This is a genomic window from Streptomyces sp. NBC_00663 (genome assembly GCF_036226885.1).
Classification (GTDB): Bacteria; Actinomycetota; Actinomycetes; order Streptomycetales; family Streptomycetaceae; genus Streptomyces.
The window spans coordinates 8,354,714-8,368,802 of the sequence record NZ_CP109027.1 but is presented as its reverse complement, the minus strand read 5'-3'; the positions used below and the strand labels follow the sequence as shown (position 1 = coordinate 8,368,802).

Below are 14,089 nucleotides of genomic sequence, written 5' to 3'. Positions count from 1 at the left end.
GAAGGTGGTCAGCATGTGGGGCAGGATGCGCAAGTCGTTCGCCGGGTTCGTCAAAACCGTGCGCACCGAGAGCGACAGCGACCGGGACAGGCGCGGCCACAATCTGTTCGAGGCCGCGGCCGTCTATGTGTCGGCCTGTGCGGAGGACGACCAGGAGCAGATCGACGAGGCCGCGGGCTGGGTGTCGCCGGAGGCCTTGTCGTTCGGGGTGAGCGAGCTGGCCTGCCGGGCTGTGATCGCGCTCGCGCGGGAGCGCGACGAGTCGCCGCAGGCTGTGGCCCGTGCCCTGCTGGGGCTGCCGGCGGCCTGAAGGACGGGGAAACCGTGTCGATTCGCCCCGTCCGGCCGGAAAACAGCAGCTCCGGGGTGCAGGGGAGTCGTGACAAGCTGCTTCCGCTCGCACTAGGGTGCGCGCCGTTGGACGAACCGATGGGGAGGCTGGGATGGCAGGGACGGACGAGGACGCCGTCGCCGCCGCGGACGATGCGCTCTATGTGCTCACGGCGGTGCTGCTGACGCCGGCGAAGTTCCCGAGCGTGCTGGGCGACGACTATCCGGAGGCCTGTGCGGCGCTCGGTCTCGCGCCGCTCGCCGACGGATACGGCCTGGTGCTCGGCCAGGACGGCGACGGCTCCCGTTGGACGGTCGTCATCGACGACGTCTCGCTGGTCGCCGTCGCCATCGCGTCGTGGGACTGCGGCATGGAGTACGACCTGTCTCCCGAGGAGCACACGGTCGTCGCCGCCCTGCCGGGGTGGCCGCTCGCCGTGGCCGTCGCGGCGCCGGGGGTGCCCGCGCCGCACGATCCCGGCCCGGAGGTCGCCGACCGACCGCCGCTGACGCCGCCGGACGCCTCCACGTGGGGGCCGGCTCAGCGGCGCCTGGGCGCGGACGAGATCGCCGTGCAGTGGTCTCTGTGGCGGGAGCAGATCAACGACGCCGAGTTCCCGGTGCCGGGGGCGGCCAAGGACGCCGAGGAGACCGAGGGAGCCGGGGAGGCCGAAGAGACGGCGGAGGGCGCCGAGCCGGTCGAGAACGCCGAAAGCAGTGGAGGGCATCAGGGCATCCGGCGCGTGCTCGCGGAGGCCCGCGGATACGTGGACACACCGCCGCCGCTGGGCCGGGTCCGGTCGTCGTTCGCGCCCGGGGACGCCCGCACGCTCCGCGCGGACGGCCCCGGCTGGTCGCTGGTGGCCAGGACCGACGACATCGCCTTCGTCCTGCTGGACGACGAACCCGGCGAGGTCCTCCCGGTCGGCCGCGGCCCGGAACTGCCGGGGCTGTTGGAGGCGCTCGACAAGATGGCCGTACGGCCGCTCTGAGCGGGGGCGGCAGCACTCACCGGGACAAGCGGTTCACCGCGGGGCACCCATGCCGCGGCGTCATTCCATGTGGCCCCGACCCATGGATGACGCGGCGGCGCACTCGCACCATGGGGCAGCTCTCGACTCCCCGCCCCGTCCTGGAGGCCGCTCATGCGTGTGTCCCGAGGTGTTCCCCTCATCGCCACCACCTTGGTGACGACAGCTCTGACGACAGCCCTCGCCCTGCCGGCTCCCGCCGCGGACACGGACGTCGCGGCCGGTGACTGCGCGCGCCATGAGGGGACCCGCGTGCCGGGTGCCGCCTTCCAACAGAGCGCCTGCCTCGCGGACCTGACCACGACCGGCCTGGCCGGCACTCCGTACACCGACCTGGCCGACCAGGCGGGCCTCACGGCCCGGGCGACACGGACGCCGTCCGGGGTGCCCGGGATGCAGATCGACGGCTACTTCCCGGACTCCTCGCACTCCAACGCCACCCACGGCTGGCAGCACGACGCCCAGTTCGTGATCCGGCTGCCGGACCACTGGAACGGCGGGCTGGTCGTCACGGGCGCCCCGGGGACGCGCAGGCAGTACGCGACGGACAAGGCGATCTCCGACCGGGTGCTCGCCGAGGGCTACGCGTACGCCGCGACCGACAAGGGCAACAACGGTGCCGATTTCTACCGCGACGGCACCCGCCCGGGCGACGCGGTCGTCGAGTGGAACGCGCGCACCACCCAACTCACGCGCGCGGCCGAGCGCGTCGTCGCCCAGCGCTACGGGCGGTCGCCGCGGCGGACGTACATGACGGGGATCTCCAACGGCGGTTATCTGACGCGCTGGCAGCTGGAGAACCATCCGGAGCTGTACGACGGCGGGGTGGACTGGGAAGGTGCCCTGTGGACCGAGGACGGCGCCGGCCTGCTCACCTCGCTGCCCACGGCCGTGGCCCGGACGACCGGCGCGGCGACGGACGAGGACATGTACGCGGCGGGCTTCACGCATGGCTCCGAGTTCCTGTGGCCGTACCACGAGAAGGCCTACTGGGGCATCACGCAGAAGATCTACCGCGCCGAGTTCGACCCGGCCTACGACCCCGAGTGTCCTGGCCCGACCGCCGGGACGACCACGGAGCAGATCCTGGCGCCCTGCGCCACGGACGCGGCCTACGACTACGCGTCGCGTCCCGCGGCGGTCCGTCGCGCAGTGGCCCGGGTCGCGCTGACCGGCCGCATCGGGCGCCCGCTGATCACGCTGCACGGCGATCTGGACGCGCTGCTGCCCAAGGCGGCGGATTCCGATGTCTACGCCCGCATGATCGACACGCGTGGACGGGGCCGCCTGCACCGGTACTACACCGTCCAGGGCGGCACGCATGTCGACGGGCTGTACGACACCTATCCGGACCGGCTGCGCCCGATCCTGCCCTGCTTCCGGACAGCCTTCGACGCACTGGTGACCTGGGTGGAGCGGGGCACCCCGCCGCCCTCGGACCGGGTCATTGACCGGCCCGCGAGCGGCGACGTGGTCGACTCCTGCGCCCTGGACGACCGGGCTTCGACGGCCCGGTAGCCCACGGTCCCGGACCGAGGCGGCCCGGTAGCCCACGGGTCCCAGGCCGCGGTGGCCCGGTGACCCACGGGTCTCAGCGACCGAGCTCCTTGCGTGTGACACGGCGCAGCCTGCGCCGCTGCGAGGGGTCCAGCGTGAGGTACGCGGCGGCCGGGACTCCCAGGACTATCAGGAGCGCGGCCCACCACGGCAGCCAGAACAGCAGGATGATGCCGACCGCCACACCGCCTACGGCGATCTTCGCGTTCTTCGACATGTGTCGCCTCCTTCGCGGCCACTGCCGCTCTCTGTCCTGAAAACGGGCCCGCGCTTCCCGCGGTTCCGCACCACGACCCTGAGACGTCCCTGAGGAGCGACCCCTACACGTCCCTGAGACGGGAGATACCCATCCTCGCGTCGAAGTGACCCGGCTCACAGACTGGTCATGCCGGGTTCTCCCGGACGGTCCTGTACCGTCGGCCACCGCGCACCGAGTAGTCAAACTTGAGGAGTGTTGCATTCCTGTGCCGAGGATCCCCGCGGCGACACCGTCCGAGATCTCCCGACTGGCCCGCTGCTGTGCCGTGTTCGTACCCGGCGACCCGGCCCGCACCGGTCGCGTCGCCTTCTGGGACCCCGAGGTCGACGCCCCTCCCGGCGTCGCGTCGGGGACCGCGGCGGACATGACCGTCGTCGTGCCCGGCGAGGAGGGGGTCGAGGCGGTGACCGTGCCGGCGGTGCTGTTGCCGATGCGCTCGGCGCTGCCCGTCCTCACGCGTGCGCGTGCCGTGGCCGACGGACACCGGGCAGCCGTGTTCTGGGGCACGGCCGCCGTGCACGCCCTCCAACTCGCGGCCCGCGGACTGCTGTTGCCGGGCCTGTCCGAGAGCGATCACGACGCGTGGCGGGCGGGTCCGCTGCGCACCGAGGACGTGGAGCGCCTGCGCGCACTCGCCGCAGCGATGCCACCCGAGGCGCACGCCGTGCCTCTGGCCGACCGCGAGCCTGCGGGCGCCCGCGAGCCGTCGGGCGAGGCCGGCTCCCTGCGCCTGCCCGATCCCGAGCGGCTGCTGCGCGCCTTCCTGGACGCGGTGGCCGACGCCCTGCCCCGCTCCCCCGCCGCCTCGCTCGTGACGGGCGGCCCCGCCTACGCGGCACGCGAGCCGCAGCACGTGCCCGAGTACCGCGCCTGGGCCTCCGATGTCGCCGCGGGGCATGACGCCGGTGTACGGCTGTCGCTGCGGATCGAGGTGCCCGGTCTTGAGGCGGCGACACAGGACCAGGAGGGCCTGGCCTTCCGCGCCGTACCGCAGGTGCACAGCGTGAGCGAGCCGGGCCTGATCGCGGACGCGTCAGCGGTGTGGACCGGTGCCCAGCGTGCGTTCGGCCCGCGCGCGCGGATGGACGCCCTGCTCGCGCTGCGCCGCGCGGCACGCGCCTGGCCCCCGCTCACGCCCCTGCTGTCGGCGAGCGTGCCGGACGCCGTCGAACTCGCCGACGACGAGATCACCGACCTCCTCACGGACGGCGCCCGGGCACTGGGCGCCGCCGGGGTCGAGGTGCACTGGCCCAAAGCGCTGGCCCGCAAGCTGACGGCCCGCGCGGTGGTCGGCCCACCGGACGAGGAGTCCGGCCCCGGAAGGACCCTCGCGGACACGCCGTCGTTCCTGTCCGCCGACGCGCTGCTGGCGTTCAACTGGTCGTTCGCGCTGGGCGACCAGCGGCTCACCCGTGAGGAACTGGACCGGCTCGCCGAGGCCAACCGCCCCGTCGTGCGACTGCGCGACCAGTGGGTCCTCGTCGATCCCCGGGAAGTACACCGGGCCCGCGCCCAGCAGGACCGCAAGGTCACCCCGATCGACGCGCTCGCCGCAGCTCTCACCGGTTCCACGGAAGTCGACGGCCGCCGGGTCGACGTAGAGCCCACGGGGTGGCTGGCGAGCCTGCGGGCGCGGCTCGCGGACCCGGAGGCGCAGGAGCCCGTCGGACAGCCCGCGGCGCTCGCGGCGACCCTGCGCGACTACCAGCGGCGCGGCCTCGACTGGCTGGCCCGGATGACCGCCCTGGGGCTGGGCTGCTGTCTCGCCGACGACATGGGACTCGGCAAGACCGTCACCCTCATCGCCCTGCATCTGCACCGGCAGACGGAGCCCTCGGCCGCCGGTCCCACGCTCGTGGTGTGTCCGACGTCCCTGATGGGCAACTGGCAGCGCGAGATCGAGAGGTTCGCCCCCGGCACGCCCGTGCGCCGCTTCCACGGGCCGCGCCGCGACCTGGACGCCCTGGCCGACGGGGAGTTCGTCCTCACCACCTACGGCACGATGCGGCTCGACGCGGGCCGGCTGGCCGACGTGTCCTGGGGCATGGTCGTGGCGGACGAGGCCCAGCACGTGAAGAACCCGTACTCGGCGACGGCACGGCAACTGCGTTCCATCGACGCACGCGCGCGTGTGGCGCTCACCGGCACCCCGGTGGAGAACAACCTGTCCGAGCTGTGGGCCATCCTCGACTGGACCACCCCGGGTCTGCTGGGGCGCCTCGGCACCTTCCGCAGCCGCTACGCACAGCCCGTCGAGGGTGGCCAGGACCCGGCAGCCGCCGAGCGGCTCTCCCGGCTCGTACGGCCCTTCCTGCTGCGTCGCCGCAAGTCCGACCCGGGGATCGCCCCCGAGCTGCCGCCGAAGACGGAGACCGACCGTGCCGTCTCGCTCACCACGGAACAGGCGGGGCTGTACGAGGCGGTGGTGCGCGAGACGCTCGCGGAGATCTCCGGCGCCGACGCCATGGCGCGCCGTGGACTGATCGTGAAGCTGCTCACCGGCCTGAAGCAGATCTGCAACCACCCCGCGCAGTTCCTCAAGGAGGAGCGGCCCACGATCGCCGGACGCTCCGGCAAGCTGGAGCTCCTCGACGAGCTGCTCGACACGATCCTGGCCGAAGGGGCGGGCGTGCTGGTCTTCACCCAGTACGTGCAGATGGCCCGCCTCATCGAGCGGCACCTGGCCGCGCGCGGCGTGTCCACGCAGTTCCTGCACGGCGGTACACCGATCGCCACGCGCGAGGCGATGGTGCGGCGCTTCCAGGACGGTGAAGTGCCGGTCTTCCTGCTGTCGTTGAAGGCGGCCGGCACCGGGCTGAACCTGACCCGGGCCGAGCACGTCGTGCATTACGACCGCTGGTGGAACCCCGCCGTCGAGGCGCAGGCCACCGACCGGGCGTACCGCATCGGCCAGGACCGGCCCGTGCAGGTGCACCGGCTGATCGCCGAGGGCACGATCGAGGACCGTATCGCCGACATGCTCAGCCGCAAACGGGAGTTGGCCGACGCGGTGCTCGGCACCGGAGAAGCGGCACTCACCGAACTGACGGACGCGGAACTGGCCGACCTGGTCGCACTGCGAGGGGGCGCGCGATGAACACGTACGACGAGACGGACCCGTACGACGGGACAACGGAGCGGACCTTCGCCGCGTTCCCGCCCGCGCAGGGGCGCGGCTTCGCGCAGACCTGGTGGGGGCAGGCCTGGTTGAAGGCGCTGGAGGACACCGCTCTCGACTCGCAGCAGGTGAAGACCGGCCGCAGGCTCGCGCGCGCGGGGGCCGTCGGCGCGGTGTCGGTGCGGCCGGGGCGGATCACGGCCGTCGTCCAGGACCGCGACCGCACCCCGCACCGGGCGGACGTGCTGCTGGAGGAGCTGTCCGGCGAACAGTGGGACCGTTTCCTGGAGACGGCCGTGGAGCGTGCCGGGCACATCGCGGCGCTCCTGGACCGCGAGATGCCCCCGCACCTGGTCGAGGACGCGGCGGCAGCGGGCGTCGAACTCCTGCCGGGGCTGGGCGATCTGGAGCCGCGGTGCGACTGCGGTGCCTGGGACCACTGCGGGCACACGACGGCGCTCTGCTACCAGGTGGCGCGGCTGCTGGACCAGGATCCGTTCGTCCTGCTCCTGATGCGGGGACGCGCCGAACGCGCCCTGCTGGACGACCTCCAGGCCCGCACCGCCGCGCCCGCGCCGGTCGAGGCGTCCGACCTTCGCGAGGGTGTGGACGCGGCGGAGGCCTTCGTGGCCGGGGGCATCCTGCCGCCGCTGCCGGAGCCGCCAGAGCTTCCCGAGGGGCCGGGCACACCGCCGTCCCTGGACACCGAGACACCGCCCCCGCCCGGCGTCGACCCTGCCGCCCTGGAGTTCCTGGCCGCCCGGACCGCAGCGGAGGCGCACCGTCTGCTGCTGGAGGCGCGGCGTGGACAGGGCAGCCCCGAGGAGTTGACGCTCGGGCAGGACGCGGTCCGCCTTGCGCTGGGCGACCCCGGCCCGGCCGTGGCCGAGCGGCTGGCCGCAGGGTCGGGACGGGACATGGAGGGTCTCGCGGCGGCCGTACGCGCGTGGCGGTACGGCGGGGTGGCCGCGTTGTCCGTGCTGGAGGAGGAGCGCGCTGTGGTGGGCGAGGAGCTCGCACGCGCGCGTGCCGTGCTCGACGCGGCATGGGACGACGACGAACGGCCGCCGCTGACCGCGCGGGGCGATCGCTGGACCGTCCCCGGCACCGGGAGCCAGCTGCGTCTGGGGCGCGACGGCCGCTGGTGGCCGTATCGGGAGGAGCGGGGACGCTGGGTGCCTGCCGGCGCGCCGGCCCACGACCCGGCGACGGCCCTGGCCTCGGCGGAGGAGGCCGCCCCCACCGGCTGACCCACGGGCCGGGGCCCGTCGAGGTGCTGCGCGCGAGCTCGACGAGCCCCCGTCACGCTCCGTTCACCCGGCGGACGTACGGCGTTCCGTGCGGGGCCCAAATCTGGCCGCTGTCATCGCACTTGTTCCCAGGAGGCCCGATGTCCCCGCACGCCACCGGCCGGCGCCGCGTCCACCGATCCCTCTCGGCGGGCGTGCCCCTGGCCGTACTGGCCGCGCTCGTGGCTGCCGCCCCCGCCGAGGGCGCCGCGCCCGAAGCGGCGCACGTGACGCGCACCGCGACCCTCGGAGACATCCCCCTGGGCACGTTCAGCAACGCTCTGCTCCCCGGCACGGTCGGCGACGACCGAAGCGTGGACCTCGGCGGCATCGGCAGCGACCTCTACCCGGCGGGCCGCAAGGGCGAGTTCTGGACCGTCACCGACCGCGGCCCCAACGGCCAGATCAAGGTCGACGGCAAGAAGCGCCGCACGTTCCCCGTGCCGGGCTTCGACCCGGCGATCGTGAGGATCAAGGTTTCCGGGGGCACCGTCGAGGTGCTGGACGCCCTTGCGATCACGACCTCTTCCGGGAAGCCGGTCACCGGGCTGGCCAACCAGGAGGGGCGCGACGAGGCGCCGTACACCTATGACGCGGGGACGCGCCTGGCGTACGACCCGAACGGGCTGGACACCGAGGGCATCGTGCGCGCCGCGGACGGGAGTTTCTGGCTCGTCGACGAGTACGGCCCCTCGCTCGTGCACGTCTCCGCGCGCGGGAGGGTGCTGACCCGGTACGTGCCCCGGGGGCTGAACCTCACCGGCACCGACTACCCGGTGGTCGAGGCGCTGCCCTCGGTGCTGCTGCACCGGAAGATCAACCGGGGCTTCGAGGGACTCGCCCAACTCCCGGGCGGTGACCTCGTGATGGCGGTGCAGAGCCCGCTGTCGCTCCCGGACACCGACGCGGGCGAGGCGTCGCGCACGACCCGGCTGCTGCGGTTCTCGCCCAGGAAGAAGGCCGTCACGGCCGAGTACGCGTACCGCTTCGACCCGGTGGGGGTCGTCGACCCGGGCGAGGACGACACCTCCGAGCTGAAGATCTCCTCGGTGGTCGCGGTGGGCGGCGACCGGCTGCTGGTCGAGGAGCGCACCGACAAGGCCGCGCGGCTCCAGCTCGTCCGTCTGGAGCGCGACGCGAACATGGTCGGCGGCCCCTGGGACGACGACACGACGTCCCCGTCGCTGGAGCAGCTCGACGACCCGGCCGCCGCGGGCGTGCCCGTGCTCGCCAAGCGGCTGGTCGTCGACCTGGGGACGGTCGAGGGGGTGCCCGGGAAGATCGAGGGCATCGCGCGCGTGGACCACGACACGCTCGCCCTGATCAACGACAACGACTTCGGGATGACCGACGGCGCGGGCGCGTTCGACGCGCGGGGCCGACTGGTCGACAGCGGTGTGGAGACGACGGTGACCTACGTGCGGCTCCCGCGCGGGGTCTGATCACGTCAGTGGCTGCGTGAGCCAGCGGTTTCGGCATCCGTTTCGGCGCCGAAGCCGTCGCCCGCCCCGCGGCACCTGTCACGGCAGTTCACCGGCCGTCAAGGACGGGATGAGCGACTCCAGGCCGCTCGGGAACTCGCTCGGCAGCCCGGTCGGGAACTGGGACGGCAACCGTGTCGGCACCTCGCTGGGGAGCTTGGTCGGCAGTTCGCTCGGCAGGCTCGGGGAAGGGCGGGGCGAACTGCTCGCGCTCGCGCTGGGCTTGTCGTCGGGCGAGTCGTCGCCGCTGGCCCCCATGAGGACGACGGCGGCCACCGCCGCGCCGACCACGAGGACGGCGAGCAGGAGGTACAGCGGATTGCGTCCCGGACCGCGCCGCCCGTCCGGTCCTTCGGGCGGATCCGGTGGCGGAAGAGGCGGCTCCCAACCTCCGTAGGAGGGCGGTCCGTTGCCTCCGGGAGGTGGACCGTACCCCCCAGGGGGCGGACCGTACCCTCCAGGAGGCCCGTGGCCCCCCGCTGAGCCGGAGCCGGGACCGAAGCCCTCGGGAGGCGGTCCGAAACCGCCGCCGGGAGGCGGAGTGTGCCCCGGCGGCCCGGGCGGCTGAGGCGGTACGGGCGGCATGGCCATACCGTCCAGAGTCGCCGCGAAGCGGGCACGGCGCGACCCCCGCACGGAAGTTGATACGGACTCATGCCATGGACCGCATGATTCCGGAGCATTCCGTACGGAGGCCGGCCGCCCCGCACGCGCGCGTGCCTGACAAAACCCGCCGTACAAGACACGCGACGGGCCCACGCGCACGTGCGTTCACGACGTGCGCACGCGCACGTGTCAGCCGCGCGCGCCCAGCAGGTGGTCCATCGCGAGCTGGTCGAGCTGCTCGAAGGCCATGCCGCGCGCGGCGGCCGCCTCCGCGTCGAACTCCTCGAAGGCCGTACGGTCCGCGAGCAGCGCCTTCAGGCCGTCCGCCGCCGTGGGCTGCGCCAGCTCGTCCAGACGCGCGGCGCGCAGCGCCTCCTGGACCTCCGGGTCGGCACGGAAGGCGGCCGCACGCTCCTTCAGGATGAGGTAGTTGCGCATGCAGCCCGCGGCCGACGCCCACACGCCGTCGAAGTCCTCGGTGCGCGGCGGCTTGAAGTCGAAGTGCTTCGGACCCGCGTAACCGGCGCTCTCCAGCAGGTCGACCAGCCAGAAGGCGGCACGCAGGTCGCCCGCGCCGAAGCGGAGGTCCTGGTCGTACTTGATGCCGGACTGACCGTTGAGGTCGATGTGGAAGAGCTTGCCCGCCCACAGCGCCTGCGCGATGCCGTGCGGGAAGTTCAGCCCGGCCATCTGCTCGTGGCCGACCTCGGGGTTGACGCCGTACAGCTCCGGGCGCTCCAGGCGCTCGATGAAGGCCAGCGCGTGGCCGACGGTCGGAAGCAGGATGTCGCCACGGGGCTCGTTCGGCTTGGGCTCGATGGCGAACTTCAGGTCGTAACCCTGCTCGGTCACGTACTCGCCGAGGAGGTCGAAGGCCTCCTTCATGCGGTCCAGGGCGACGCGTACGTCCTTGGCGGCGCCGGACTCGGCACCCTCACGGCCGCCCCAGGCGACGTAGGTCTCGGCACCGAGCTCGACCGCCAGGTCGATGTTGCGGATCACCTTGCGCAGCGCGTAACGGCGTACGTCACGGTCGTTCGCGGTGAACCCGCCGTCCTTGAAGACGGGGTGCGTGAAGAGGTTGGTGGTGGCCATCGGCACCTTCATGCCGGTGGCGTCGAGGGCCTCCCGGAAGCGCTTGATGTGACCCTCGCGCTCGCTGTCCGAGGACCCGAAGGGGATCAGGTCGTCGTCGTGGAAGGTCACACCATGGGCGCCGAGCTCGGCCAGGCGCTGCACCGTCTCGACGGGGTCGAGGGCCGGTCGCGTGGCGTCGCCGAACGGGTCCCTTCCCTGCCAGCCGACGGTCCACAGGCCGAAGGTGAACCTGTCCTCGGGGGTGGGCTGGTAGTTCATGCCGCGGCTCCTACTCGCTGACGACTGCTCTCCACGACTATTTCGTCATGGCGGTTTACAAATTAGTATGCACACGCGTCTCAGGGAAGAGACAAGATGTCTCCAGAGGGAGACACGCCGCACATGAGGGAGAAACCCGATGTCAGCTGCCGAGGGTCCGCTCGTCGTCGGCGTGGACACGTCCACGCAGTCCACCAAGGCCCTGGTCGTCGACGCGTCGACCGGCAGGGTGGTCGCGAGCGGTCAGGCGCCGCACACCGTGTCGACCGGCGCCGGCCGCGAGAGCGACCCACGTCAGTGGTGGGACGCCCTGGGCGAGGCCCTGCGCCAGTGCGGCGACGCCGCGCACGAGGCCGCGGCGGTGTCGATCGGCGGCCAGCAGCACGGCCTGGTCACGCTGGACGAGCGGGGCGAACCGGTGCGCCCGGCCCTGCTGTGGAACGACGTCCGCTCGGCGCCGCAGGCCGCGCGGCTGATCGAGGAGCTGGGCGGCCCGAAGGCCTGGGCGGAGCGCACCGGCAGCGTGCCGGGCGCGTCCTTCACGGTCACGAAGTGGGCCTGGCTGGCCGAGCACGAGCCGGACGCGATCCGCGCGACGAAGTCGGTGCGCCTGCCCCACGACTACCTCACCGAGCGCCTCACCGGGCAGGGCACGACGGACCGCGGTGACGTCTCCGGCACGGGCTGGTGGGCGTCGGCGACCGAGTCGTACGACGACGAGATCCTCGCCCACGTGGGCCTCGACCCGGCCCTCCTGCCGCGCGTGGTCCGCCCCGGCGAGGTGGCGGGCACCGTGCGTGACAGCCACGACCTGCCGTTCTCCAAGGGCACCCTCGTCGCCCCCGGCACCGGTGACAACGCCGCCGCGGCGCTGGGTCTCGGTCTGCGCCCCGGCACCCCGGTGCTGAGCCTCGGCACCTCCGGCACGGTGTACGCGGTGTCCGAGCACCGCCCCGCCGACCCGACCGGCACGGTGGCCGGCTTCGCCGACGCGCACGGCGACTGGCTGCCGCTGGCCTGCACCCTGAACTGCACCCTCGCCGTCGACCGCGTCGCCGCCCTGCTCGGCCTGGACCGCGAGGCCGTGGAGCCCACCTCCGGGGTCACGCTGCTGCCGTACCTGGACGGCGAGCGCACCCCGAACCTGCCGAACGCCTCGGGCCTGCTGCACGGCCTGCGTCACGACACGACCGGCGGCCAGCTGCTCCAGGCCGCCTACGACGGTGCCGTCCACGCGCTCCTCGGCGCGCTCGACCTGGTCCTGGACGAGGACGCGGACCGTTCGGCCCCGCTGCTGCTGATCGGCGGCGGCGCCCGGGGCCGGGCCTGGCAGGAGACCGTACGTCGGCTCTCGGGGCGTCCCGTCCAGATCCCGGAGGCCAAGGAGCTGGTCGCGCTGGGCGCCGCCGCGCAGGCGGCCGGCCTGCTGACCGGCGAGGACCCGGCCGCGGTCGCCCGGCGGTGGAACACGACCGCCGGTCCGGTGCTGGAGGCCGTGGAGCGGGACGAGGCGACGATGGCGAGGATCTCCGGGGTACTCTCCGACGCGGCTCCCCTGCTGGAGCAGCCGACCGGGGGTCGCTGAGCACCCGCGCCGATGACCGAGGACCGAGGACTGCGGGACACAGGCACTGAAGGACTGACGCAGGCATGACCGCACCGCTGCACGACACCCACCCGGCCGGTCCGGGGCGTGCGCTGCCCGACACCCAGCAGGGCATGCGCCGTCGCAACCTGGCCCGGGTCATGCACGCGGTCAGCGCCGAGGGTCCGCTGTCCCGGGCCGCGGTCGCCTCCCGGATCGGACTGACCCGGGCGGCCGTGTCGACCCTCGTCGACGAGCTCATACGCTCCGGCCTGCTGGAGGAGCTGGGGCCCGAGCGGCCGGGCCGGGTGGGCCGTCCCGGTTCGGCCCTCGCCGTCAGCGGGCACGGTCCGGCCGGGATCGGCGCCGAGGTCGGCGTCGACCACCTCGCGGTCTGCGCGGTGGACCTGCGCGGCCGGGTGCGCGCCCGGGCCGAGCGGCACGGCGCGAACCGCGGCCGTCGTCCCGGGCCTGTGATCGAGGAGCTCACGCAACTGATCGACCAGGTCGTCGCCGAGGCGCGGGGCGAGGGGCTGTGGCCCGCGGGACTGGCGGTGGCCGTGCCGGGCCTGGTGGCCCGTGACGCCCGTACCGTGGTCCGCGCCCCGAACCTGGACTGGCACGACACGGACCTCGGCGCCCTCCTGCCCACGGCCTACCCGTTGACCGTGGACAACGAGGCGAACTTCGGGGCGCTCGCGGAACTGTGGCTCGGGGACGAGACACCGCACGACTTTCTGCATGTGTCGGCGGAGATCGGTATCGGCGCGGCGGTCGTCGTCGCCGGTGGGCTGCTGCGCGGGACCCGCGGCTTCGCGGGCGAACTGGGACATGTGCCGGTGCAGCCGGAGGGTCCGCCGTGTGCGTGCGGCGGTCGCGGATGCCTGGAGCAGTACGCCGGTGAGGAGGCGGTGCTGCGGGCCGCGGGTCTTGAGCCGGGCGAGGACCGTGTCGGGCTCCTCGCCGGCCGGGCCGCCGACGGGGACGAGCATGTGCGCGGTGCGCTGCGCGAGGCGGGGGCCGCGCTCGGCGTGGCACTGACGGGGGCGGTGAACCTGCTGGACCCCGAGAGCGTCGTGCTCGGCGGCGCGCTGTCCGGGCTGGCGCCCTGGCTGCTGCCCTCGCTGGAAGCCGAGCTGGACCGGCGTACCGCGGGCCCGGCCTGCCCGGTGTCCGTGTCGCGCTTCGGGCCCGAGGGGCCGTTGCTGGGTGCCGCGCACTCGGTGGTCCGCGGTGTCCTGGACGACCCCGCCGCGGTGGCCGAACGGGCCTGATCCCAGGGCCACTTCACCCTTGGGGGTGAGGGAGATATCCACAGTTCCGGCGCCGTCCACCGAAACCCGCCGCACCCTTCTGCCCGACCCGCCCGCGCCGTACCGTGATCCACGCGAGGCACAACCACCATGACAGCGGTCGGGGGACGAGGGTATGCGTATGTCGGGGGAAACGGTCACGGAGCTGCGGCACGAGGCCATCG

At 73.5% G+C, this 14,089-nt stretch carries 11 protein-coding genes; 8 read left to right on the top strand and 3 right to left on the bottom strand.

Annotation, left to right across the window (positions count from 1 at the left end; genetic code table 11):
- Positions 1–13: 13 nt before the first annotated feature.
- From OG866_RS38020 to OG866_RS38010, 3 genes are all read left to right on the top strand, one after another.
- A complete protein-coding gene (locus tag OG866_RS38020) occupies positions 14–310 on the top strand; it encodes a hypothetical protein (protein WP_329341872.1) in 297 nt (98 codons plus the stop codon).
- 133 nt (positions 311–443) lie between these two features.
- Complete coding sequence (locus OG866_RS38015; RefSeq protein WP_329341871.1) at positions 444–1,322, top strand: hypothetical protein; 879 nt, start codon at positions 444–446, stop codon at positions 1,320–1,322.
- Between the two features lie 153 nt (positions 1,323–1,475).
- Positions 1,476–2,879 (top strand): tannase/feruloyl esterase family alpha/beta hydrolase, encoded by a 1,404-nt coding sequence (locus tag OG866_RS38010; protein ID WP_329341870.1) that lies wholly within the window; start codon positions 1,476–1,478, stop codon positions 2,877–2,879.
- A 73-nt stretch (positions 2,880–2,952) separates the two neighbouring features.
- Here OG866_RS38010 and OG866_RS38005 read toward each other — a convergent pair whose 3' ends face one another.
- Positions 2,953–3,135, bottom strand: coding sequence for a hypothetical protein (locus OG866_RS38005; protein ID WP_329341869.1), 183 nt, complete (start codon positions 3,133–3,135; stop codon positions 2,953–2,955).
- A gap of 247 nt (positions 3,136–3,382) precedes the next feature.
- Between OG866_RS38005 and OG866_RS38000 the strand changes: the two genes are divergently transcribed.
- From OG866_RS38000 to OG866_RS37990, 3 genes are all read left to right on the top strand, one after another.
- Positions 3,383–6,274 carry a DEAD/DEAH box helicase gene (locus OG866_RS38000; RefSeq protein WP_329341868.1) on the top strand — a complete coding sequence of 964 codons (2,892 nt, stop codon included), beginning with the start codon at positions 3,383–3,385 and terminating at the stop codon, positions 6,272–6,274.
- Positions 6,271–7,545 (top strand): SWF or SNF family helicase, encoded by a 1,275-nt coding sequence (locus OG866_RS37995; protein ID WP_329341867.1) that lies wholly within the window; start codon positions 6,271–6,273, stop codon positions 7,543–7,545. Before OG866_RS38000 ends, OG866_RS37995 begins: the two co-directional genes overlap by 4 nt.
- Positions 7,546–7,685: 140 nt before the next feature.
- Positions 7,686–9,026 (top strand): esterase-like activity of phytase family protein, encoded by a 1,341-nt coding sequence (locus tag OG866_RS37990; RefSeq protein WP_329341866.1) that lies wholly within the window; start codon positions 7,686–7,688, stop codon positions 9,024–9,026.
- Positions 9,027–9,104: 78 nt separating this feature from the next.
- Here OG866_RS37990 and OG866_RS37985 read toward each other — a convergent pair whose 3' ends face one another.
- Positions 9,105–9,341, bottom strand: coding sequence for a hypothetical protein (locus OG866_RS37985; protein WP_329341864.1), 237 nt, complete (start codon positions 9,339–9,341; stop codon positions 9,105–9,107).
- Positions 9,342–9,860: 519 nt separating this feature from the next.
- Entirely contained in the window at positions 9,861–11,027 is a 1,167-nt protein-coding gene (gene xylA, locus OG866_RS37980; RefSeq protein ID WP_329341863.1) for a xylose isomerase, read from the bottom strand.
- Between the two features lie 139 nt (positions 11,028–11,166).
- On the opposite strand from xylA, the gene xylB reads away from it, so the two are divergent.
- A complete protein-coding gene (gene xylB, locus OG866_RS37975; protein WP_329341861.1) occupies positions 11,167–12,612 on the top strand; it encodes a xylulokinase in 1,446 nt (481 codons plus the stop codon).
- A 65-nt stretch (positions 12,613–12,677) separates the two neighbouring features.
- The gene (locus OG866_RS37970) at positions 12,678–13,886 is read left to right on the top strand and encodes an ROK family transcriptional regulator (protein WP_329341859.1); all 1,209 of its coding nucleotides are present in this window, start codon (positions 12,678–12,680) and stop codon (positions 13,884–13,886) included.
- Positions 13,887–14,089 lie beyond the last annotated feature (203 nt).